This is a genomic window from Sphingobium sp. WTD-1, from assembly GCF_030128825.1.
In the GTDB taxonomy this organism is placed as follows: Bacteria; Pseudomonadota; Alphaproteobacteria; order Sphingomonadales; family Sphingomonadaceae; genus Sphingobium.
Map to the genome: position 1 here is coordinate 92,492 of NZ_CP119127.1, position 19,312 is coordinate 111,803.

Genomic DNA, 19,312 nt, shown 5'->3' on the forward strand with positions numbered 1-19,312 from the left:
TCCGGGGCAAGAGTCCAGAACCGGCAGATCAAAACACGCAATGATTGATACCCTATCCCTGCTGATCAGCCATGGCGTCATCCTGCTGGCCGCCTGGCGGCTGCTGTCGCGCCCGGACCTGGATCGCGACATCGACACCCCGCCGGCATCGCCGGACGGAGACGCCGCCGATGCGTGACCTGTTCTTCATCGCCTTCCTCGGCATCTTCTTCCTGATGGGATTCAAGCGGCCCTTCCTGCTGGTCATCATCTACGCCTATATCGATATCGTTTCGCCCCAGCGGCTCTGCTATTATCTGCTCAATTCGATCCCGATCTCGCTGATCGCCTTCGTTTGCGCGGTCGGTGCCTGGGTCTTGGTGGACGACAAGAAGGATTGTCGTTTTTCCGCGCGACAGTTGTTGCTGCTGATCCTGCTGGCCTGGTGCGGCTATACGACCGCGACCGCCGACTTCCCGATCAACGCCGCGACCAAATGGGCCTGGGTGTGGAAGGCGATCGTCTTTGCCGTGTTCCTGCCGCTGGTGCTGCGCACAAGGCTGCGGATCGAGGCGCTGGCGCTGTTCATGGTGCTGTGCGCGAGCACGATCATCATCAATGGCGGCATGAAGACCGCGCTGTCGGGCGGCGGCTATGGCGTACTCAATCTGATGGTGGACAATAATAGCGGCCTGTATGAGGGCAGCATCATTTCCTGCGTGGCGATCGCGCTGATCCCGATCATCCTGTGGCTGACCCAGCATGGCACCATCTTTCCGCCCGACTGGAAGGTGAAGGCCTTTGCCTATGCGCTGTGCCTGGCCTGCATGCTAATGCCGGTCGGTACGGAGGCGCGCACGGGCCTGGTCTGCCTGGTCATCCTGGCCGGCATGATGCTGATGCGGTCGAAGCGCAAATTCGTCTATGGCCCGCTGCTGGCCTTTGCTGCGCTGGCCGCCATCCCCTTCCTGCCCGCCAGCTTCACCAAGCGGATGCAGACGATCGAGAATCACCAGGGCGACGAGAGCGCGTCCACCCGCGTCGCGGTGTGGATGTGGACGCTCGACTATGTGAAGACCCATCCGGGCGGCGGTGGCTTCGACAATTATCTCCAGAACAGCTTCACCTATTTCGCCCAGAGCGAGGTCGGCGACGGCGACGAGAAGCGGATCGAGCGCCGCCTGGTCACCGACAAGGGCCGTGCCTATCACAGTGCCTATTTCGAGATGCTCGGCGAACAGGGTTATTTCGGCTTCTTCCTGTGGGCGCTGCTGCACCTGAGCTGCTTCGTCCGCACCGAATCGATCCGCCGCATGTATCGCAAGCGCGACGGACCGGATGAGGCATGGATCGCGCCCTTTGCGAGCGCGCTGCAGCAGGGCCATGTCGTCTACATGATCGGATCGCTGTTCGTGGGCATCGCCTATCAACCCTTCATCTTCATGATGCTCTCGCTCCAGATCGGCCTCGACACTTATTTGACCCGCAAGCGCAAGGACGCGGGCCGCGTGCCGTTCTTTGAGCAGCCTGGTTCGCAGGCGGGAGTGACGGCATGACCATGGAATTGCGGATTTTGGGCTGGCTTCAGGGGCTGATGCTGGGATTGATCCTGGCCGCCCCGCTGCTGTCCCCCGCCTATATGCCATGGGGCGTACAGATGCTGTTTGCCCTGTCCGCCTTCCAGTTGCGGCAGGCCGACCGGCGCTGGGCATTGCGGCCGGGCATGACCGGCTGGATCAGCCATATCCGCATGGCGCCGTCGCGGATGCTGCCCTGGGCGGCGAGTGCCGTCGTCGCCTTCATCGCGGACGGCGCGGGCGCGGCGGCCCCCGGCGCGATCCTGCTGGCGGCGCTGACCTGCGAATTGCTGCTCTATCCGCTGCTCACCCGCCTGATCGGCGGCTGGCAATGGCGTCGCGCCGCGCTGGCGATGGTCGGGCTGATCGCCGCCTGCGCGATCGTGCCGGCCGGCGCGATGCAGAATATCGCCATGTTCGCGCTGGGCGTCACGGGCTGCCTGTTCTGGCTGCGCGGACCCGATGGCGACCTGCGGGCGACGCTGGCGGCCTTTGGCGGCGGGCTTTCGGCGATCACCCTCGCCTTCGCCATGCCCGCCACCATGATGCTGGCCTTCCCGCTGGCGGTCATCAGCCTGATCGTCGGCTGCGCCCAGGCGACGACGGTGCGCCGTCCATTGCTGCCCTGGACCGGCCATTATGGCGCGGGCACCGGCTGGTTGCAGCGGCTGCGATCGCGCCCGTCCTGACAGCGCCGGGCGGTCTGCACGCGGAACGAAGCCGATCATCACGGGTTGGACCGGAAGAAAGAAGGTCGCCCGGTTCCCATGTCGTCCCCCGCCATCATCCACAGCCATGACGGCATGCCCGGCATCAGCCGGCGCGCGCTGAAGCAGGGATGGGCCTATCGCGCGGCGGATGGCAGCCGCATCACCGACCGGGACGAGATCGACCGGCTGAACGCGATCGCCATGCCGCCCGCCTATCGCGACTGCTGGTTCTGCCCCTCCCCCCACGGCCATATCCAGGCGACCGGCTATGACGAGCGGGGGCGCAAGCAATATCGCTATCACCCCGATTTCCGGGCTGCGCGCGAGGCGGAGAAATATGCCGGCTGCCCCGCCTTCGGCCGCGCCCTGCCGCAACTGCGGGCGCAGATGGAAGAGGATCTGGCGCGACGCGGCCTGCGCAAGGCGCGGACGATCGCGGCGGTGGTGCGGCTGCTGGACCTCGCCAAGCTGCGGGTCGGCAACGAACATTATGCCACCACCAACAAGAGTTTCGGCGCGACCACGCTGCGGCGGCGGCATGTCGACCTGAATGGCCGCAGCCTGACCCTGCGCTACCGCGCCAAGTCCGGCAAGGAGCAGCAGCTGAGCATCACCGACAGCCGCCTGCTGCGCTTCGTGCGGGCGGTGCAGGATCTGCCGGGCCAGCATCTGTTCCAATATCTGGACGAGGATGGCGAGGCGCGGCCGATCAGTTCGAGCGACGTCAACGCCTATATCGCGCAGGCCATGGGCGGCGACTTCACCGCCAAGCATTTCCGCACCTGGGGCGCGTCCACCATCGCCTTCGAGACACTGGCCGCTGGCCATGTCTCGCTCAAGGAGATGATCGACCCGGTCGCGGCGGCGCTGGGCAACACGCCGGCGATCAGCCGCAAATCCTATATCCACCCCGCCCTGATCGACCTGTGCAAGGACGGACAGGATGAATGGCGGCAGGGGCTTCGCCTGCCGCGCCGGACGCGCTATCTGTCGCGTCACGAACGCGGGCTGATCGCGTTCCTCGACGATCTGGCCAACGCGCCCCCGCTGGCAGCGGCGGCCTGATCGAGCCCACGGACCATCAATCAAGGATCAGCATGGCCAACAAGAACGACCCCGGCATCGACATCAATGTGCGTGCGCCCAACCTCACGGAAATGTGGCATTCGACCATCGCCTGGTTCCAGCTTCATTATATCCAGATCCTGATCGCCATCGGCGCGGCCACGATCATCTATCTGGCGCTCGCCACGTTGCGCCGGATCGGCACCAAGCATCGCGGCCGGCGTGGCGATCCGCTGGGCCTGGGCAATGTGCTGAGCCGCGCGGCGGCGCGCACCACGCAATATTTCATGATCATGGTCGCGGCGCGGCTGGTGGTGGTGTTCGCCGACGCGCCCACGTCGCTGGACAAGACCGTCACCTTCTTCTTCACCATCGCCGTGGTCGTGCAGGCCGCGATCTGGGCACGGGAGATCATCCTGGGCCTGATCGAGCGCAAGACGCTGGCCGACGATGGCCAGGGCGAGACGCTGGCCAATGCGATGGGCCTGATCCGTATCCTGGTGACATTTGCCCTGTTCGCGATCGCCGCGATCGTGGTGCTCGACAATCTGGGCGTCAATGTCACCGGTCTGGTCGCGGGTCTGGGCATCGGCGGCATCGCGATCGGCCTTGCCGCGCAGGGCATCTTCTCCGATCTGTTCGCGGCGCTGTCGATCATCTTCGACAAGCCGTTCCGCCAGGGCGAGATCATCACCTATGACCAGACCACGGCGCGGGTCGAGAAGATCGGCCTGAAATCCACCCGGCTGCGGGCGATGAGCGGCGAGAAGAAGGTGATTTCCAACGCCAATCTGCTGCAGAAGGAGATCACCAGCCTGCAGACGCTGATCCAGCGCCGCGTCACCTATGCCATCGGCATCATCTACCAGACGTCGGAGGAACAGGCCGAGGCGATCCCCACCATATTGAAGGAGATTGTCGAGGCGGAAGGCATGATCTTCGTCAATGCCGGGATCATAGCCTTTGGTGCCAGCAGCCTGGACTATCAGCTCAATTTCGATGTGCCCGACCCGGACCATCATGACTATTTCCAGATGCGCCATCGCATCGGCCTGGCCATCTGGAAACGGTTCAATGCCGAGGGTATCGAGTTCGCCTATCCAACCCAGACCAGCTTCACCGCAGCCCCCGACGGCAAGGCGATCATGCCCTATGCCGAGGTGCAGCCGGTGCGCCGCGTGGACGGATAGAACGGAACGCCTCGCTTCACCGCAGGACGGATTCGGCTGGTCCCCTTTCCGCTTGCCGGCGGGGACCAGCCGCGCCCTTACCGACCCATCACCAATGAACGATATGGATTTGCCATGAAAATGAACCGGATGGCGGCCCTTGGCCTGCTGATCGCTGCTCCCCTGATGGCGCCTGCCGCCCATGCCGAGGGACTGGGCGCCGAAGTCAATTATGGCCGCGCCGATGGCCATTGGGGCACCGAGATCGGCGCCGGCTATGCGTTCGACATGGCGGGCTTCAGCCTGACGCCGGGCGGCGGCGTCTATCTGCGCGATGGCGACACCAAGCTCTATGGCCGGGTCGAGGCGGCCTATACGATTCCCATGTCGGTCTCGATCGGTGCGGGCGTGCGCTTCAGCGGCGACAATACCCGCCCCTATGCGACGCTGGCGATGCCGCTGATCCCCAAGCTGCGTGCCAAGGCCAATGTCGGCCCGAAATATTATAGCGTCGGCCTGACGCTGGGTTACTGAGCCGAGACAATCCGTCGCGATCGGCGGACCCGGCAGGGTCACGCCGACGCGACAGCCCCGAAGTTCACGGTGTCGTCGAGCAAATCGGGCCGTTTGCGCCGGATATGCCTCCCCCACGCCCCTGTCACGCGACAACGGCGCGACACCTGGGTCACAACTGCCTGCCGATCGGGTCACGACCAGGCGACGGTGACGCGCCATCGAGGCGACACTTGGGTCACACCTCCTATGGGCGACGGGCGATGACGCGGATTGCATCGCCGAGGATAGACCAGAGAATGGCCGAGTAGGAAAGCGGCGCCGCTTGCTTCAGGCGGCTTCCCCCCCTCCACCATCCTGCGGATGGTCCCCCTCCCCGCACGCGGGGAGGAATGGTTTCAGCCCTGGCCCCAGAGCCTGCCGGGGTGGAGCAGGCCGTCGCGCAGCGGCAGGGCGCCGTCACGATCCTTCGCCAGCAGAAGAGCGCCGTCGAGATCGATCCAGTCGGCCCCTTGCGCCACCAGCGCGGCAGGCGCGATGCCGAGCGAGGTGCCGAGCATGCAGCCGACCATGATGCGAAAGCCGCGTGCCCGCGCTGCCTGCGCCAATGCCAGCGCTTCGGTCAGGCCACCGGCCTTGTCGAGCTTGATATTCACCGCGTCGAAATCGCCCAGCCGGTCGAGATCGGCGCGGGTGTGGCAGCTTTCGTCGGCGCAGAGCGGCAGCGGCGCCCGCAGGCCGGCCAGCCTGTCCTCCCGCCCGTGCAGGATCGGCTGTTCCACCATTTCCACGCCCAGTTCGGCGAGCGCCGCTGCCTCCGCCACGATGTCGCGGTCATGCCAGCCTTCATTGGCGTCGACGATCAGCCGAACGCCGGGTGCGCCGGCGCGCACGGCGGCGATGCGGGCATGATCGCCCTCCCCCGTCAGCTTGCATTTGAGCAGGCCAAATCCGCGCGCGACGGCGGCGCGGGCATCGGCCTCCATCCGCTCCGGTTCGCCCAGGCTGATGGTGAAGGCGGTGGGCAGCGGGACAGGCGCGGCAAGGCCGGCCAGTTGCCAGACCGGGACGCCGGCCCGTTTCGCCTCCAGATCCCACAGCGCGCAGTCGAGCGCGTTGCGCGCGGCGCCGCGCGGCATCGCCTGCAACAGGGCCTCGCGATCGAGCGGCCCGGCATAGGCGTTGAGCGCCGCCACGCAGCCCTGTGCGGTCTCACCCTCATAATAGATGGCCGTGCCCTCGCCCCGCCCGACATGATCGCCGTCACCCACGGTGCAGACGACGACGTCCACTTCCGTCTTGGCGCCACGGCTGATGATGAAGGCGCCCGCCACCGGCCAGCGTTCGACCGTCGCGGAAATTATACGGGTCATCGGCGTTTCCTGCGTGATGATTTGACCAATTCGACCGGCGTCATATGCGTGAAACAGGACGGACGGCATAGTCCCCGCCTTTGCGACAGGAGCGTATTTCCCCGTGACTTCCCGTGAATTGACCGGCTTCCTCTCGCTGCATGAATCCGAAGCCGTGACCGATACCCTGTCCCGCCGCGTCTCCGACATGGCATGGCGCCTGACCTTTGGCGCGATCGGCTGGCCCTGGCTGCTTGCCAGCCTGTCGGGCGGGCGCAAGGCGGACAAGCGCGCGCTGCTGGACGAATTGCAACTGCCCCATGACGCGCTGCCCCATCTGGGAAGCTGGAAGGCCGATGTCGGCTTCCTGCGCCATATCGTGCGCGAGATCGCCCGGCTGCGGCCGGCGCATGTCGTCGAACTGGGCGCGGGCGCATCCTCGCTGATCGCGGCGCGGGCGCTGCAATTGCATGGCGGCGGACAGTTGCACAGTTTCGACCAGCATGGCGGCTTTGTCGACGCGACCCGGCAATGGCTGGCCGACCATGCGCTGGACGTGGATATTCGCCATGCGCCGCTGATCCACGAAAGCGCCGACTGGCCGGGCCGCTGGTATGCGATCGACCGGCTACCCGAGCAGATCGACCTGATCATCATCGATGGTCCGCCCTGGAGCGTCCATCCACTGGTGCGGGGCGCGGCCGACAGCCTGTTCGCGCGCCTCTCGCCCCATGGCGTGGTGCTGCTGGACGATGCCGCACGGCCGGGCGAGCGGCTGGTCGCGCGCCGCTGGCGCAAGCGCTGGCCGCATATCGATTTCCGCCTGATGCATGACGGCACCAAGGGAACGCTGATCGGCCGGCGCCGCGACATGTCGCAGCCGGTGGCCAATGATAATGACATCGGGCACGGCTGGCGCCATGTCGGGCGGGCGGCGGCGATCGCCGCGCTGCTGGCGACGGGATGGATCGGCCGGGGCGCGCTGGGCGAATTTCCCCAGGCGGCGCAGGCCAGCACCTTCCTGGACGAGGCGGCCGCATCGCGCCGCGCCGGCCTGCTGCGCCAGCAAATGGAGTCTCAGGTCGAGAGCGCGAAGCTGGATGATGCCGAAATCCGGCGGTCGACCGGCATCGTGCTGCCGCGCCTGCCGGCCAATTGGCAAGTTACCGACGTGCAACTGGTTCCGTCCACGGACAGCGCCGCAATCGCGATCGCGCTGACCACCGAGAAGGGCGAACAATTGTCGCTGTTCGCCGACCGGGCCGAGACGCCGGCGGAAGGGCAGCCGTTGATCGCCCAGCGGCGGGACGGCGCGGTCGCCTATTGGGAGGCGGGCGACATGGCCTATGCCCTGACCGGCAAGGCGGATACGCCGCGCCTGATAGCGCTGGCGGAGCGCATCGCGCCGGCGGCCTGAGCGGCGGGATCGCGCGCGCCCATTGAGGCGGGCGCGCCGCGCTGCTAACGCCCCCGACATGGAGGATGCCCCCGAAGCCGCGCCGCGCCGCGCCGATCGCCCTGCCCTGTCGAGCCTGGCCATGCTGTGGCGCTTTGCGACGCGCTATCCGGCGCGGATCGCCGGGGCGCTGATCGCGCTGATCGTCTCTTCCGCAGCGACGCTGGCGATCCCTAGTGGCTTCCGGCTGGTGATCGACAAGGGCTTCACCGGCGGCGGCGATATCAGCCGCTGGTTCGAATATCTGTTCCTGCTGGTGGTGATCCTGGCGCTGGCGAGCGCGCTGCGCTTCTATTTCGTGTCCTGGCTGGGCGAGCGGGTGGTCGCGGACATTCGCAGCGCGACCCAGGCCAATCTGCTGCGCCAAGCGCCGGCCTTCTTCGAGGAAAACAGGCCGTCGGAGATCGCCTCGCGCATGACGGCGGATACCGCGATCATCGACCAGGTGGTCGGATCGACCGTGTCGGTCGCGCTGCGCAACCTGGTCACGGGCATTGGCGGCCTCATCTACCTGTTCATACTGGCACCCAAGCTGGCAGGACTGCTGATCCTGGGCATACCGGTGATCGTGCTGACATTGGTGACGCTGGGCCGGCGGGTGCGCAAATTGTCGCGTGCCAGCCAGGATCGGCTGGCCGAAGTCGGCAGCGTCACCACCGAGGTGCTGGGCGCGATGAAGATCGTCCAGGGCTTTGGCCAGGAAGGGCGCGAGGCGGCCCGGTTCGACGCGACCGTCGCGAGCGGCTTTGCCACCGCCCGGCAGCGCATATTGCTGCGCGCAGTGATGACCGCGATCGCCTTTGCCCTGGTGTTCGGGTCGATCACCGGCGTATTGTGGCTAGGCGCGATCGACGTCGCGGCGGGGCGGCTGTCGGGCGGCAGCATCGCGGCATTCGTGCTGACCGGCGGGCTGGTGGCCGGCGCCTTCGGATCCTTGTCGGAAAGCTGGGGCGACCTGTTGCGCGGCGCGGGGGCGGCGAGCCGGCTGGACGAGCTGATGGCGGCCGAGCCGGCCATCGCCGCGCCGGCGGCGCCGGTCGCGATCCCGACGTTGCCGCAAGGCGCGCGGCTGCGCTTCGACAATGTCCATTTCCATTATCCCACCCGGCCCGACCAGGCGGCGCTGAACGGCGTCACGATCGACATTGCGCCGGGCGAGACGGTGGCGGTAGTCGGCCCTTCGGGGGCGGGCAAGTCGACGCTGATCCAGCTCGCGCTGCGCTTCTATGATCCCGACCAGGGTGAAGTGCGGCTGAACGATGTGCCGCTGCCGGCCGCCGATCCTGCCGCGCTGCGCGCCGCGATGGCGATGGTGCCGCAGGACAGCGTGATCTTCGCCGCCTCCGCCCGCGACAATCTGCGCTATGGCAAATGGGATGCGAGCGACGAGGAGATATGGGCGGCGGCGCGGGCAGCCAATGCCGAAGCCTTCCTGCGTGCCCTGCCCGAGGGGCTGGACAGCCATCTGGGCGAAGGCGGCGCACGACTGTCGGGCGGACAGCGCCAGCGCGTGTCGATCGCCCGCGCGCTGCTGCGCGATGCGCCGATCCTGTTGCTCGACGAAGCTACATCTGCGCTCGACGCGGAATCGGAGCAACTGGTCAAGGATGCGCTCGACCGGCTGATGCAGGGGCGCACGACGATCGTCATCGCCCATCGGCTGGCGACGGTGCGGGCGGCCGACCGGATCATCGTGCTGGATCAGGGCCGGATCGTGGAAGAAGGCGACCACGCCACGCTGGTGGCGCTGGGCGGGCTTTATGCGCGGCTGGCCAGCCTGCAGTTCCAGGACCAGCTGGACGGCTGAGGCGCCGTCCGCCGAGAAGTGCGGTCAGCGGCCGGACAGGCTGCGCTGGATGATATAGTCGAAGATGGCGGGATGGAGCGGGCGCTCGAAGGTGCAGCCCGATTCATGCGCGCGCACCCATTGAACGCGCGCGCGGCGCCCCTCGAAGCCCGGCAGCATGATCCACAATTCGCTGCCGACGGTGAGCTTCATGAAGCTGTGCAGGCGAAAGCCGGTGAGCGACATGTCGGCGATATTGCTGGTGAACCAGGTTTCGCCCGGACGCCGCACCTTGACGCTGATCACGACGTCGCGCCGTTCGGCAAGCCGCCCCTTGCGTTCCAATTCCGTCAGTCGTTCAGCGCCCATGGTCCACATCCACCCATTCCCCTTCAGCATCGCGCAGGAAGGTAAGGGAAATGTTAAGCCAGCGACCGGCAGGCACAAAAAAGGGGCTGCCGAAGCAGCCCCTGTCCATAGCCCGATCTTGATCGCCCGATGGGTCGGAGACGGGAAGTCTGAGACCGACGCTCCCGGACGAATCGCGGATCAGAAAGCGCTATATTGTTCGTTGCCGACGAAACCCAGCTTGGTCACGCCCGCACGCTTGATCTCCGCCAGAACCTCGTCAACGACGACGTAGCGGGTCTGCGCGTTGGGCTGGAACTGCAGTTCCGGCTCGACGGGCAGACGCAGCGACTGCTGCAGATACTGACGCAGGGTCAGCAGGTCGATCGGCGCACCGTTCCAGCTGATCACGCCGCCGGCATCGATCGCGACCTTGTTCTTGACAGGGTCGACCACAGTGTCGCTCGGAGGCGCGTTCTGCGGCAGATCGATCTTAACCGCGTGGGTCTGGATCGGAATGGTGATGATGAACATGATGAGGAGAACGAGCATGACGTCGATCAACGGCGTCGTGTTCATTTCCATCATCGGCTCGCCATCATCGGAGCCCATGCTCATGGCCATAGCGAATTCTCCTTAATCAGCCGGTCAGAGGCGGGTCGTCGACGTGCCGGGTTCCGGCTCGGAGATGAAGCCCACCTTCGGGAAACCGGCGCGCTGCATCGTGTAGATGGTGCCGCCGATGCAACGATAGGGGGTATTGATGTCGCCGCGGATATGCACTTCGGGCAAATCTTCAGGCGTCATATTTTCAACGCCGCCGGCCTTCTTGATGTCCGCTTCCAGCTTGGCCACGGCACGATCAAGCAGATCATCGGAACTGACCTTGGTCAGGTTCCAATATACCGCACAGCTGCCGTCGGGCGCAGAGGTGACCGACAAAGAAACATTTTCCGGCTTCGTCGTGGTCGGCTCGAAAGCCACCTTGGGAAGCTGCAGCTCAACCGTCTGGACGACGACCGGGACCGCGATGAGAAAGATGATGAGCAGCACCAACATGACGTCGACGAGCGGCGTCGTGTTGATGTCGGACAAGGGCTTGTCGTCACCGCCGCCGGGGCCAACACTCATTGCCATTGATACTATCCTAACCTTGGTGTCGATGGTGCCCCGTTGAACGGGGCCCCTGTCCGGCAGGGTGCCAAGTGATCGCAGCCGTCACCCGGCACCCGAACCGGCGTCTTAAGGCGATTAGGCCTTGGTCGGCGCAGCGGCCGGCTTGGCAGCAGCGGCCGGAGCGGCAGCAACGGTCGGCTTCACGGCGCCGTCCGAAACCAGATAGGCCAGCAGGTCGACGGTGAAGCCGTTCAGCTGTTCGGCGATCGACTTGTTGCGACGCTGCAGGAAGTTGTAGGCCAGAACGGCGGGAACGGCCACGGCCAGACCCAGAGCGGTCATGATCAGAGCTTCACCGACCGGGCCGGCAACGGCGTCGATCGAGGCCTGACCGGCAGCGCCGATCTTGATCAGGGCGCGGTAGATGCCGATAACGGTACCGAACAGACCGATGAACGGCGAGGTCGAACCGACGGTGGCGAGGAAGGCCAGACCGCCACCCAGCGACGAGTTGATCGCGGCTTCCGAACGCGCCAGCGAGCCGTGCAGCCAGTCATGGGCTTCGACCGGATCCTTCAGCTTGCCATGCTCTTCCTGAGCCTTGATGCCGTCATCGACGATCTGCTTGTAGGCCGAGTTCTTTTCGAGCTTGGCCGAAGCTTCCTTCAGCGAACCAGCGCGCCAGAAGGTCGCACGGATCTTCTTGCCCTGGCTGATCACCTTCTGCTGTTCGATCAGCTTGGTGAACAGGATGTAGAAAGTGCCAACCGACATGGCGCAGAGGATGATGAAGACGGTCCAGGCAATGGTGCCGCCCTGCTCCAGGGCTTCCATCAGGCCGTACGGGTTTTCCGGCTTGGGCGCCGCGGCTGCGAGATACATCAACATGTTCAAGACTTCCCTCTCAAAAGGATCATGAAAGGGGAGGGCGGCGCCGGGCGCCTGCCCTCCCGTTTAAATTACTGCGGGATCCGCCACTGAATGCGGTTCGCGTAGGTCGACGGGATCTTGTTACCCTGGTCATCTTCCGCGGGGCTAAAGCGCGCGCGGCGGGAAACCAGCTTACAAGTTGCGTCGTCCAGTTCAGGCGAGCCACTCGACTGCGTAACGCTGCAGCTCGTGACACGGCCATCGGCACCCACTTCAAGACGGAAACCAGTGGTCCCCTGCTTTTCTTCACGCAGAGCGCGCGAAGGATAGTCTTCCGTGGTTGCCCAGGAACCCGGATTACCACGCGGCTGCACACCCTTTGCAGCCTGCTTTGCGGCGGGCGGCGGCGGGGGTGCCGGCGGCGGTGCGGCGACCGGAACCTCATTGAATACCGGCGGCGGCGTCCGAACCGTCTGGATCGGCGGCGCGGGGGCCGGGGTCTGGACGATCGGCGGCGGCGCGACGACCGGCGGAGGCTCAATCGGCTTGTCCGGCGGCGGCGGCGGCGGCTCCTCGTCAGGTGGCGGGGGCTCCTCCTTCACGTCGATCACGTTCAGCTGTTCCGCCGCCTTTTTGACATATTTCATGCCAAGACCGGTGACGAAGGCATAGCCGAGAACAGCGTGAATCAGGGCGACGATGACGATCGATATCGTACGACTCGATCCTTGCGAGTGGTCAGCATAGGCCATTCGGCAACGACACTCCTTAACTCATCTTACCAGTGGGTTGTACAAATCAGCCAAAAACGGCCCGAGCTGCCCGGGGGTATCCCCGACCACCTTTGGCCCTTATCCGTCCATTTGCTACCGTGCGAACTCCTATCGCGGCGCATCGTGGCACGCAAACGCTTTATCGAACTACCGGCTTGCGTTTACCATCACACACCGGAATGACTTGCCTGTGACATCCCTGCCACGGGCTGATAGCATAGGACGAAGATGCAGAAGAAATCCACCACGGCCATGAAGACGCTTGCTTCGCTGTGCCTCATTTCCGCCTCATATACCGCCGTTTTTCCGGCATTTTCTCAGACAAATTCGATGACAGCGCAATCATCGACGGTCGCCGCCGGATTGACCTATGCCGACATTGCCGACCTTTCCGATGCGGCACCGATCGTTGCCAACGTGCGCATTAGCAACATCGTCCCATTGAAGCCCGAACAGGCTCCGGATGTGCCGGCAGGCTATCGCAGGCTCTATATCGAGGCCGAAGTGACCGCACTGATTCGCGGCGAAGGGGGTATCAGCCCGACCGTCGGCTATCTTTATGACGCTCGCCTCGATTCGAAGGGCAAGATGCCCAAGCTGAAAAAGGCGCAGGTGCTGCTGTTCGCCCGTCCGGGCGGGCGTCCGGGCCAGATTCAGCTGATCGCGCGCGATGCGCAGATCGCCGCCACGCCCGCCGAGGTCGAACGGGTGAAGGCCGTGCTGTCCGCGCTGGTCGCGCCCGATGCCGCACCGCGAATCACCGGCCTGGGTGATGCCTTCCATGTGGCCGGTACGATCGCCGGCGAAGGGGAGACCCAGATTTTCCTGCGGACGGAAAATGGCGACCCGGTGTCGCTGTCGATCATCCGCCGTCCCGGACAACAGCCCAGCTGGGCCGTGGCGCTGGGCGAAATCGTCGATGAAGCTGCCCGCGCGCCCGCCCCTGGCAGCCTGCTCTGGTATCGGCTGAGCTGTAGCCTGCCGGCCAATCTGCCAGCGCAATCGGTCCGCACCCTGGCGGTGCAGGACGCTGAATCCGCACGCGCGGATTATCAGTTCGTCCTGAACGCGCTCGGCCGTTGCGCACGCAATCGAAAGCCGATCTGACCGACCACGCACTTATCTTTCAATCGGGCGCCGCCGTGCTTTTCCTTGGACAGCGGCGCTCGGGCCGCTATCAGCGCGGCTCTTACAGTGCGAAGGACCAGGAAACGCCATGACCAATCTCCACCGCCATGCCCCGCTGCGCGTCGCGCTCGTTGGCCTCGGAACGGTGGGTGGCGGCGTCATTCGCCTGCTCAACACCAATGGCGACCTGATTGCCCGCCGTGCCGGCTGCCCGGTGCAGGTGGTCGCCATCTCCGCACGCGACCGCAACAAGGATCGCGGCGTCGACCTGTCCCCCTATGAATGGGTCGATGACATGACGACGCTGGCGACCCGCGACGATATCGACGTGGTGGTCGAACTGATCGGTGGCGCCGACGGCCCCGCCCTCACCCTTGCCCGCCAGTGCCTGGCCGCCGGCAAGCCGTTCGTCACCGCCAACAAGGCGATGCTGGCCCATCATGGCCTCGACCTCGCCAGTCGGGCGGAGAAGGCGGGCGTGGCGCTGAAATATGAAGCGGCGGTCGCTGGCGGCATCCCGGTCATCAAGGGCATGCGCGAAGGCGCGGCGGCCAACGAGATCAGCCGCGTCTACGGCATCCTCAACGGCACCTGCAATTACATCCTGACCACCATGGAAAAGGAAGGCCGGGGCTTTGACGAGGTGCTGAAGGAAGCCCAGGAACTAGGCTATGCCGAGGCAGATCCGAGCTTCGACATTGACGGCGTCGATGCCGCGCACAAGCTGACCATCCTCGCCAGCCTGGCCTTTGGCACCGAACTGGACTTCGACCATGTCGCCACCACCGGCATCCGCCATGTGATCGCCGCCGACATTGCCGAGGCAGCGGCGCTGGGCTTCCGCATCCGCCTGGTCGGCATGGCCGAGAATGGCCCGGAAGGGCTGTTCCAGCGCGTCCATCCGATGCTGGTGCCGCTCGACCATCCGCTGGCCCATGTCGATGGCTCGCTCAATGCCGTCGTGGCCGAGGGCAATTTCGTCGGCCGTCTCTTCTTCCAGGGGCGTGGCGCGGGCGACGGCCCGACCGCTTCGGCCGTGGTCGCCGACCTGATCGACGTGGCGCGGGACGAATATGGCGATGCGCTGGCAATGCCGGTCGCCGCCCTGACCCCGCAGCAGCCGGCAGACGCCGGCCAGCGGATCGGCCGCGCCTATCTGCGCTTCAAGGTGCAGGATCGCCCCGGCGTGCTGGCCGAGATTGCCGCCGCGACCCGCGATGCCGGCGTCTCGATCGAGAGCATGATCCAGCGCGGCGCCAACCAGGCCGATGGCGTGCTGGTGGCGATCGTCACCCATGCCGGCGAGGAACGCTGCGTGCGCGAGACGCTGGAGCGGCTGGCCGGCTCCGACAGCCTACTCGACACGCCGATGGTCATGCATATTCTGGATTGAGCCGACAGGCCCAGTGCTGGTTCAGTGCTGGCCCGCGCCCCTGACCTGATCCGGCAGGGGCGGCGGCGGCGCCATGTCGGCGTCGGGGTCCAGCAAATGGGTGATGACCTTGCCGGCCAGCATTGCCGCGCCCAGGATCGGCACGCCGCCGCCGACGCAGCCCGCCCCCTGCCCGCCGACGACGCCACAGGCGCCTTGCCTGGGTGCGGCAGCGGAAGCGCGCGGCGCATCGCCGGCAAGCGGTCGCCCCTCAACCGGTTCGCGCGGCAGGGGCAGCCTTTCCTTCGCATTGCGTTCCGCCCGGCTGCCGCAGACGACGATGCCGCCGCCGCTGCGATCGCACGGCCGCACCACGGCAGTGCGCGCCTGATATTGCTCCATCGCGGTGCGCTGGGCGAGCGGCGCCCCTTCGACCGGCACGACTTCCTGCGCGGCCGCCGATGGCATGCCCAGAATCAGAAGAAGGATACCGCAAAGGCGCATTTGCATATCTGAACAGGCGAAGATGGCGGGATGATGGCGACCGGCCATGCCGCAGCGGCAGCATTGGCGCGCCCACCCGTTGCTTCCCGACCATGAAAAGCGCCGTTGCACCGGCAAGTTGGGTCGACAAGGCGGGACGGACATCCTATCGCCCTCCTCAATGATTTTCAGCAGAGGGATGGCTATGGTGCAGGCTAGTTCGATACTCGATCGCGTCTTGGTGCTTGAAATGGTGCGTGTCACCGAAGCGGCTGCGATTGCAGCCTCCAAGCTGATTGGTCGAGGCGACGAGAAGGCCGCCGACGCCGCTGCGGTCGAGGCGATGCGCCTGGCCTTCAACGACCTTTATATGGACGGCACCGTCGTGATCGGCGAAGGCGAGCGCGACGAGGCACCGATGCTCTATATCGGCGAGAAGGTCGGCAATGCGATCGGCAAAGGCCCCAAGATCGACATCGCGCTCGATCCGCTGGAAGGCACCACCATCACCGCCAAGGCCGGCCCCAATGCGCTGGCCGTGCTCGCCATTTCGGAAGAAGGCGGCCTGCTCAACGCGCCCGACGTCTATATGGACAAGATCGCCGTCGGTCCGGGCTATCCCGACGACATCATCGACCTCAACAAGTCGGTGAAGGAGAATGTCGAGGCAGTAGCCCAGCACAAGGGCGTCGATCCGCATGAAATCATCGTCTGCGTGCTGGATCGCCCGCGCCACGAGAAGCTGATCGCCGAACTGCGCGCGATCGGTTGCGGCATCATGCTGATCCCGGACGGCGACGTTGCCGGCGTGATCGCGACCACCGATCCCGAAACCACGATCGACATCTATATGGGATCGGGCGGCGCGCCCGAGGGCGTGCTGGCCTGTGCCGCGCTGCGCTGCGTCGGAGGTCAGTTCAAGGGCCGCCTGCTGTTCCGCAACGATGACGAGAAGCAGCGCGCCTACAAGTGGGGCATCACCGACCTGGACAAGGTCTATGACCTCAAGGAACTGGCCAAGGGCGACTGCATCTTTGCCGCGACCGGTGTGACCGACGGGTCGCTGCTGGCCGGCGTGAAGCGCCTGCCCGGCGACAAGCTGACCACCGAGAGCGTGGTGATGCGCGCCAGCACCGGCACCGTGCGCTGGGTCAAGGGCGAGCATCGCGTGGAGCGCAAGGACGCCTGATCGGGCGCACTGGACGGAAAGACGAAGGGGGCCGAAAGGCCCCCTTTTTCGTGGTCATCGATGCGGGAGGATTCGTCCCCGATAATCGCCAGCGGTCAGTGGCTGGCGCGGTGGTTGAGATCGTGTCCGAGCGCGAGGATGGCGACGCCAAGCAACGTATAGGCGCTTTCCTGCCAGCCATGGTCCATGGTCAGCGCGCCGGCCATGATGCCCAGGCCCAGCGAACCGATCGCCGCCGGCATCATGAAGCGATGGACGAGCGCGCCATGGCCGAGCGCGATCGCGCCCATCAGGATGGCGAGCGCCAGCCCCGCTTCATGGAAGATCGGGCTGCCGAAGATCCCGCCAGCCGACGCCAGCAGGCCCAGCACGACCGCCGTCAGGAAGCAATGCGCGACGCACAGGCCCGAGAGCGCCATCGCGAGGCGATCGAGGCGGCCGGATTCCAGAGCGTGGCGGAGGCTGGACGACATGGTGCGCGTTACATAGTCGAGAGCGGCATAAGTTACAACATAACATCACCGATTTTTCCGGCGGGAAAGACGCTCTCGTTCCGCCGGATCATCAGGCGGCGAAGCGCAGACAGTTGCGACCGCTGCCCTTGGCGGCATAGAGCGCCTTGTCCGCCGCCTCCATCAGGGTCGCGGCGCTGGCGCAGCCGTCCAGTTCGACAAGGCCCGCGCTGAAGGTGATGGCAATATCCTCGCCATTGCCGAGCGGGAAAGGCCGCACCCCGACGCGGGTGCGCAGATGCTCGCAGATGCGTTCGGCCCGTTCCAGATCGACATCGGGCAGCAGCACGGCAAACTCCTCGCCGCCCAGACGACCGATGCTGCCGGTGCCGCGCAGTGCCTGGCGCAGCCGCTCGACAAAGCCGACCAGTACCCGGTCGCCGGCGGCATGGCCGTGACGGTCATTGACCGACTTGAAATGATCAATGTCGATCAGCAGCAGGCAGGCCCGTCCACCGGCGGCGACGCGGGCGATCTGCTCGTCCAGCTTTTCCTGGAACGCGCGGCGGCTGTCGGCGCCGGTCAGGGCATCCTGCGCCGCGGCCTGGTGCAGCGCCCGCTGGCGCGCCTTGTGGCGGGAAATGTCGCGCACCGTGCTGATGACGCCGATCGCCCGCCCCTGCTCGTCCAGCACGGCGCGGACCAGCATCTCATACCAGTCGCAATCATTGTCCGGCCGGTTGGGGCGAAATTCGACCGCATGCGCCTCCCCCGGATGGGCGAGCGCGCGGCGATGGGTGACGATCGCGAAGGGGCGATATTCCGGGTCGATCAGGTCAACGGCTGGCTGGCCCAGCAGTTTGTCCGCATCAATGCCGATCTGGTCGACGGCCGAAGGCGAGACATATTGGATGATGCCGTCGATGCTGAGATTGACCACGCCGTCGCCGCTATGTTCGGCGAAGGCCCGATAGCGCGCCTCGCTGTCCCGCAACATGCGGATCAGGCGGCGACGGCTGTTGAGTTCGGCCGCCACGGGAACCGACAGCAGGAAGCTGAGCGCGAGATAGAATTGGAAGAACTGGATGCGTTCGGGGATATCGGCCGCGACCAGCCGGAGCGGGCCATGGCCGGTCATGGTCGCGGTGCCGCCGATCAGGGCGAGAATGACGATCGCCGCCGCCGCCCCCGCATAGCCGGTGCGAAAGGCGATCAGCACCAACGGCAACAGCGAGGCGAACAGCATCGGATAATCGACGCGATAGAAGATCCACCAACTGCATAGGGCGAAGGCAGACAGCAGACCGAACGCCTCCAGCCGCTCGATCGGCCGGGCCTGGCGCGCCCAGCGGCTGACCTCGCCCTGCAGCAGGATCAGCAGCAGGGGCGTGCAGATGAGGCCACCCAGCACATGGCCGCTATACCATTGCAGCCAGATATGGGGGAAATTGCCATCCAGCAGGAAAGCGACCACCAGTCCGGCGGCGATGCCGGCGAGGATGTTCGCTACGCCGGCGAGCGCAGCCACGAAAATGCTCAATTCGCGCATCGATCCGCCGATCTGCCGCCCGACATTCATCCGGCGACAGATATAGGCGACGACCAGCGCCTCGCCGGCATTGATGAAAGCCATCGGCACCGCCGCGAGCGGCCCCATGCCGAACAGGGCGGTCGCGATCGTGCTGGCAATCATGCAAGAGATCAGGAGGCGCGGCCAGGCGCGCATCCGCGCGGTCATCATTTCCGCCATCAGCAGGGCATTGGCACCCCAGATGAAGGCCAAGCCGCCTTCGAATCGCGAAGTCAGCAGAGCAAGCGACGCGACCGCAAAGTAAAGCAGGCCGGTAAATACCGACATTTTCAGGGAGATATGGCGAAGGGCGGACCGCGTCATGTTCCCATCCGGGTTAAGCGGACAATGTTAATATATATTCCTATGCCCCGGACTATTTCTTGCCGAATATATGCAATCAG

20 protein-coding genes are annotated in these 19,312 nt (G+C 65.5%); 11 read left to right on the plus strand and 9 right to left on the minus strand.

What is annotated here, in order from left to right:
- Window positions 1-40 precede the first annotated feature (40 nt).
- The 6 genes from N6H05_RS00460 to N6H05_RS00485 all read left to right on the plus strand — a co-directional run bounded on the left by N6H05_RS00460 (window position 41) and on the right by N6H05_RS00485 (window position 5,034).
- Entirely contained in the window at window positions 41-178 is a 138-nt protein-coding gene (locus N6H05_RS00460; RefSeq protein ID WP_004210005.1) for a hypothetical protein, read from the plus strand.
- On the plus strand, window positions 171-1,535 hold the full coding sequence (locus tag N6H05_RS00465; RefSeq protein ID WP_284112272.1) for a putative O-glycosylation ligase, exosortase A system-associated: 1,365 nt from the start codon (window positions 171-173) through the stop codon (window positions 1,533-1,535). Before N6H05_RS00460 ends, N6H05_RS00465 begins: the two co-directional genes overlap by 8 nt.
- Window positions 1,532-2,245, plus strand: a complete 714-nt coding sequence (locus N6H05_RS00470) for a hypothetical protein (RefSeq protein WP_284112273.1) — start codon at window positions 1,532-1,534, stop codon at window positions 2,243-2,245. Before N6H05_RS00465 ends, N6H05_RS00470 begins: the two co-directional genes overlap by 4 nt.
- 78 nt (window positions 2,246-2,323) lie before the next feature.
- Window positions 2,324-3,331, plus strand: a complete 1,008-nt coding sequence (locus N6H05_RS00475; protein WP_284112274.1) for a DNA topoisomerase IB — start codon at window positions 2,324-2,326, stop codon at window positions 3,329-3,331.
- A 32-nt stretch (window positions 3,332-3,363) separates the two neighbouring features.
- Window positions 3,364-4,521, plus strand: coding sequence for a mechanosensitive ion channel family protein (locus N6H05_RS00480; RefSeq protein ID WP_284112275.1), 1,158 nt, complete (start codon window positions 3,364-3,366; stop codon window positions 4,519-4,521).
- Between the two features lie 114 nt (window positions 4,522-4,635).
- Window positions 4,636-5,034, plus strand: coding sequence for a hypothetical protein (locus tag N6H05_RS00485; RefSeq protein WP_284112276.1), 399 nt, complete (start codon window positions 4,636-4,638; stop codon window positions 5,032-5,034).
- A gap of 377 nt (window positions 5,035-5,411) precedes the next feature.
- Here N6H05_RS00485 and dgcA read toward each other — a convergent pair whose 3' ends face one another.
- Window positions 5,412-6,386 (minus strand): N-acetyl-D-Glu racemase DgcA, encoded by a 975-nt coding sequence (dgcA, locus tag N6H05_RS00490; protein WP_284112277.1) that lies wholly within the window; start codon window positions 6,384-6,386, stop codon window positions 5,412-5,414.
- Window positions 6,387-6,489: 103 nt separating this feature from the next.
- On the opposite strand from dgcA, the gene N6H05_RS00495 reads away from it, so the two are divergent.
- Window positions 6,490-7,782: a class I SAM-dependent methyltransferase gene (locus N6H05_RS00495; RefSeq protein ID WP_284112278.1), complete on the plus strand. Its 1,293-nt coding sequence runs from the start codon at window positions 6,490-6,492 to the stop codon at window positions 7,780-7,782.
- Between the two features lie 58 nt (window positions 7,783-7,840).
- Complete coding sequence (locus N6H05_RS00500; RefSeq protein WP_284112279.1) at window positions 7,841-9,628, plus strand: ABC transporter transmembrane domain-containing protein; 1,788 nt, start codon at window positions 7,841-7,843, stop codon at window positions 9,626-9,628.
- 24 nt (window positions 9,629-9,652) lie between these two features.
- Here the strand turns inward: N6H05_RS00500 and N6H05_RS00505 are convergent, their stop codons facing one another.
- The 5 genes from N6H05_RS00505 to N6H05_RS00525 all read right to left on the minus strand — a co-directional run bounded on the left by N6H05_RS00505 (window position 9,653) and on the right by N6H05_RS00525 (window position 12,693).
- Window positions 9,653-9,976: a PilZ domain-containing protein gene (locus N6H05_RS00505; protein WP_284112280.1), complete on the minus strand. Its 324-nt coding sequence runs from the start codon at window positions 9,974-9,976 to the stop codon at window positions 9,653-9,655.
- A 180-nt stretch (window positions 9,977-10,156) separates the two neighbouring features.
- Entirely contained in the window at window positions 10,157-10,579 is a 423-nt protein-coding gene (locus tag N6H05_RS00510; protein WP_284112281.1) for an ExbD/TolR family protein, read from the minus strand.
- A gap of 24 nt (window positions 10,580-10,603) precedes the next feature.
- Window positions 10,604-11,092: an ExbD/TolR family protein gene (locus N6H05_RS00515; RefSeq protein WP_284112282.1), complete on the minus strand. Its 489-nt coding sequence runs from the start codon at window positions 11,090-11,092 to the stop codon at window positions 10,604-10,606.
- 114 nt (window positions 11,093-11,206) lie between these two features.
- Window positions 11,207-11,959, minus strand: coding sequence for a MotA/TolQ/ExbB proton channel family protein (locus N6H05_RS00520; protein WP_284112283.1), 753 nt, complete (start codon window positions 11,957-11,959; stop codon window positions 11,207-11,209).
- A 71-nt stretch (window positions 11,960-12,030) separates the two neighbouring features.
- Window positions 12,031-12,693, minus strand: a complete 663-nt coding sequence (locus tag N6H05_RS00525; protein ID WP_284112284.1) for an energy transducer TonB — start codon at window positions 12,691-12,693, stop codon at window positions 12,031-12,033.
- A 249-nt stretch (window positions 12,694-12,942) separates the two neighbouring features.
- On the opposite strand from N6H05_RS00525, the gene N6H05_RS00530 reads away from it, so the two are divergent.
- Window positions 12,943-13,821, plus strand: a complete 879-nt coding sequence (locus tag N6H05_RS00530) for a hypothetical protein (protein WP_284112285.1) — start codon at window positions 12,943-12,945, stop codon at window positions 13,819-13,821.
- A gap of 109 nt (window positions 13,822-13,930) precedes the next feature.
- Window positions 13,931-15,235, plus strand: coding sequence for a homoserine dehydrogenase (locus tag N6H05_RS00535; protein WP_010336871.1), 1,305 nt, complete (start codon window positions 13,931-13,933; stop codon window positions 15,233-15,235).
- Between the two features lie 21 nt (window positions 15,236-15,256).
- Here N6H05_RS00535 and N6H05_RS00540 read toward each other — a convergent pair whose 3' ends face one another.
- Window positions 15,257-15,682, minus strand: a complete 426-nt coding sequence (locus N6H05_RS00540) for a hypothetical protein (protein ID WP_284112286.1) — start codon at window positions 15,680-15,682, stop codon at window positions 15,257-15,259.
- A gap of 220 nt (window positions 15,683-15,902) precedes the next feature.
- Between N6H05_RS00540 and glpX the strand changes: the two genes are divergently transcribed.
- On the plus strand, window positions 15,903-16,886 hold the full coding sequence (gene glpX, locus N6H05_RS00545; RefSeq protein ID WP_284112287.1) for a class II fructose-bisphosphatase: 984 nt from the start codon (window positions 15,903-15,905) through the stop codon (window positions 16,884-16,886).
- Between the two features lie 95 nt (window positions 16,887-16,981).
- On the opposite strand, the gene N6H05_RS00550 is transcribed toward glpX, so the two are convergent.
- Window positions 16,982-17,359: a MerC domain-containing protein gene (locus tag N6H05_RS00550; protein ID WP_284112288.1), complete on the minus strand. Its 378-nt coding sequence runs from the start codon at window positions 17,357-17,359 to the stop codon at window positions 16,982-16,984.
- Between the two features lie 91 nt (window positions 17,360-17,450).
- A complete protein-coding gene (locus tag N6H05_RS00555; RefSeq protein ID WP_284112289.1) occupies window positions 17,451-19,232 on the minus strand; it encodes a sensor domain-containing diguanylate cyclase in 1,782 nt (593 codons plus the stop codon).
- Window positions 19,233-19,312: the final 80 nt, after the last annotated feature.

Excerpts from the sequence above, each read along its gene's own strand:
- N6H05_RS00555 (WP_284112289.1), bottom strand. The coding sequence starts at position 19,232 with ATGACGCGGTCCGCCCTTCGCCATATCTCCCTGAAAATGTCGGTATTT.
- glpX (WP_284112287.1), top strand. The coding sequence starts at position 15,903 with ATGGTGCAGGCTAGTTCGATACTCGATCGCGTCTTGGTGCTTGAAATG.
- dgcA (WP_284112277.1), bottom strand. The coding sequence starts at position 6,386 with ATGACCCGTATAATTTCCGCGACGGTCGAACGCTGGCCGGTGGCGGGC.
- N6H05_RS00460 (WP_004210005.1), top strand. The coding sequence starts at position 41 with ATGATTGATACCCTATCCCTGCTGATCAGCCATGGCGTCATCCTGCTG.
- N6H05_RS00475 (WP_284112274.1), top strand. The coding sequence starts at position 2,324 with ATGTCGTCCCCCGCCATCATCCACAGCCATGACGGCATGCCCGGCATC.
- N6H05_RS00535 (WP_010336871.1), top strand. The coding sequence starts at position 13,931 with ATGACCAATCTCCACCGCCATGCCCCGCTGCGCGTCGCGCTCGTTGGC.
- N6H05_RS00530 (WP_284112285.1), top strand. The coding sequence starts at position 12,943 with ATGCAGAAGAAATCCACCACGGCCATGAAGACGCTTGCTTCGCTGTGC.
- N6H05_RS00500 (WP_284112279.1), top strand. The coding sequence starts at position 7,841 with ATGGAGGATGCCCCCGAAGCCGCGCCGCGCCGCGCCGATCGCCCTGCC.
- N6H05_RS00505 (WP_284112280.1), bottom strand. The coding sequence starts at position 9,976 with ATGGGCGCTGAACGACTGACGGAATTGGAACGCAAGGGGCGGCTTGCC.
- N6H05_RS00520 (WP_284112283.1), bottom strand. The coding sequence starts at position 11,959 with ATGTTGATGTATCTCGCAGCCGCGGCGCCCAAGCCGGAAAACCCGTAC.
- N6H05_RS00465 (WP_284112272.1), top strand. The coding sequence starts at position 171 with ATGCGTGACCTGTTCTTCATCGCCTTCCTCGGCATCTTCTTCCTGATG.
- N6H05_RS00510 (WP_284112281.1), bottom strand. The coding sequence starts at position 10,579 with ATGGCCATGAGCATGGGCTCCGATGATGGCGAGCCGATGATGGAAATG.
- N6H05_RS00480 (WP_284112275.1), top strand. The coding sequence starts at position 3,364 with ATGGCCAACAAGAACGACCCCGGCATCGACATCAATGTGCGTGCGCCC.
- N6H05_RS00515 (WP_284112282.1), bottom strand. The coding sequence starts at position 11,092 with ATGGCAATGAGTGTTGGCCCCGGCGGCGGTGACGACAAGCCCTTGTCC.
- N6H05_RS00540 (WP_284112286.1), bottom strand. The coding sequence starts at position 15,682 with ATGCCATCGGCGGCCGCGCAGGAAGTCGTGCCGGTCGAAGGGGCGCCG.
- N6H05_RS00470 (WP_284112273.1), top strand. The coding sequence starts at position 1,532 with ATGACCATGGAATTGCGGATTTTGGGCTGGCTTCAGGGGCTGATGCTG.
- N6H05_RS00525 (WP_284112284.1), bottom strand. The coding sequence starts at position 12,693 with ATGGCCTATGCTGACCACTCGCAAGGATCGAGTCGTACGATATCGATC.
- N6H05_RS00485 (WP_284112276.1), top strand. The coding sequence starts at position 4,636 with ATGAAAATGAACCGGATGGCGGCCCTTGGCCTGCTGATCGCTGCTCCC.
- N6H05_RS00550 (WP_284112288.1), bottom strand. The coding sequence starts at position 17,359 with ATGTCGTCCAGCCTCCGCCACGCTCTGGAATCCGGCCGCCTCGATCGC.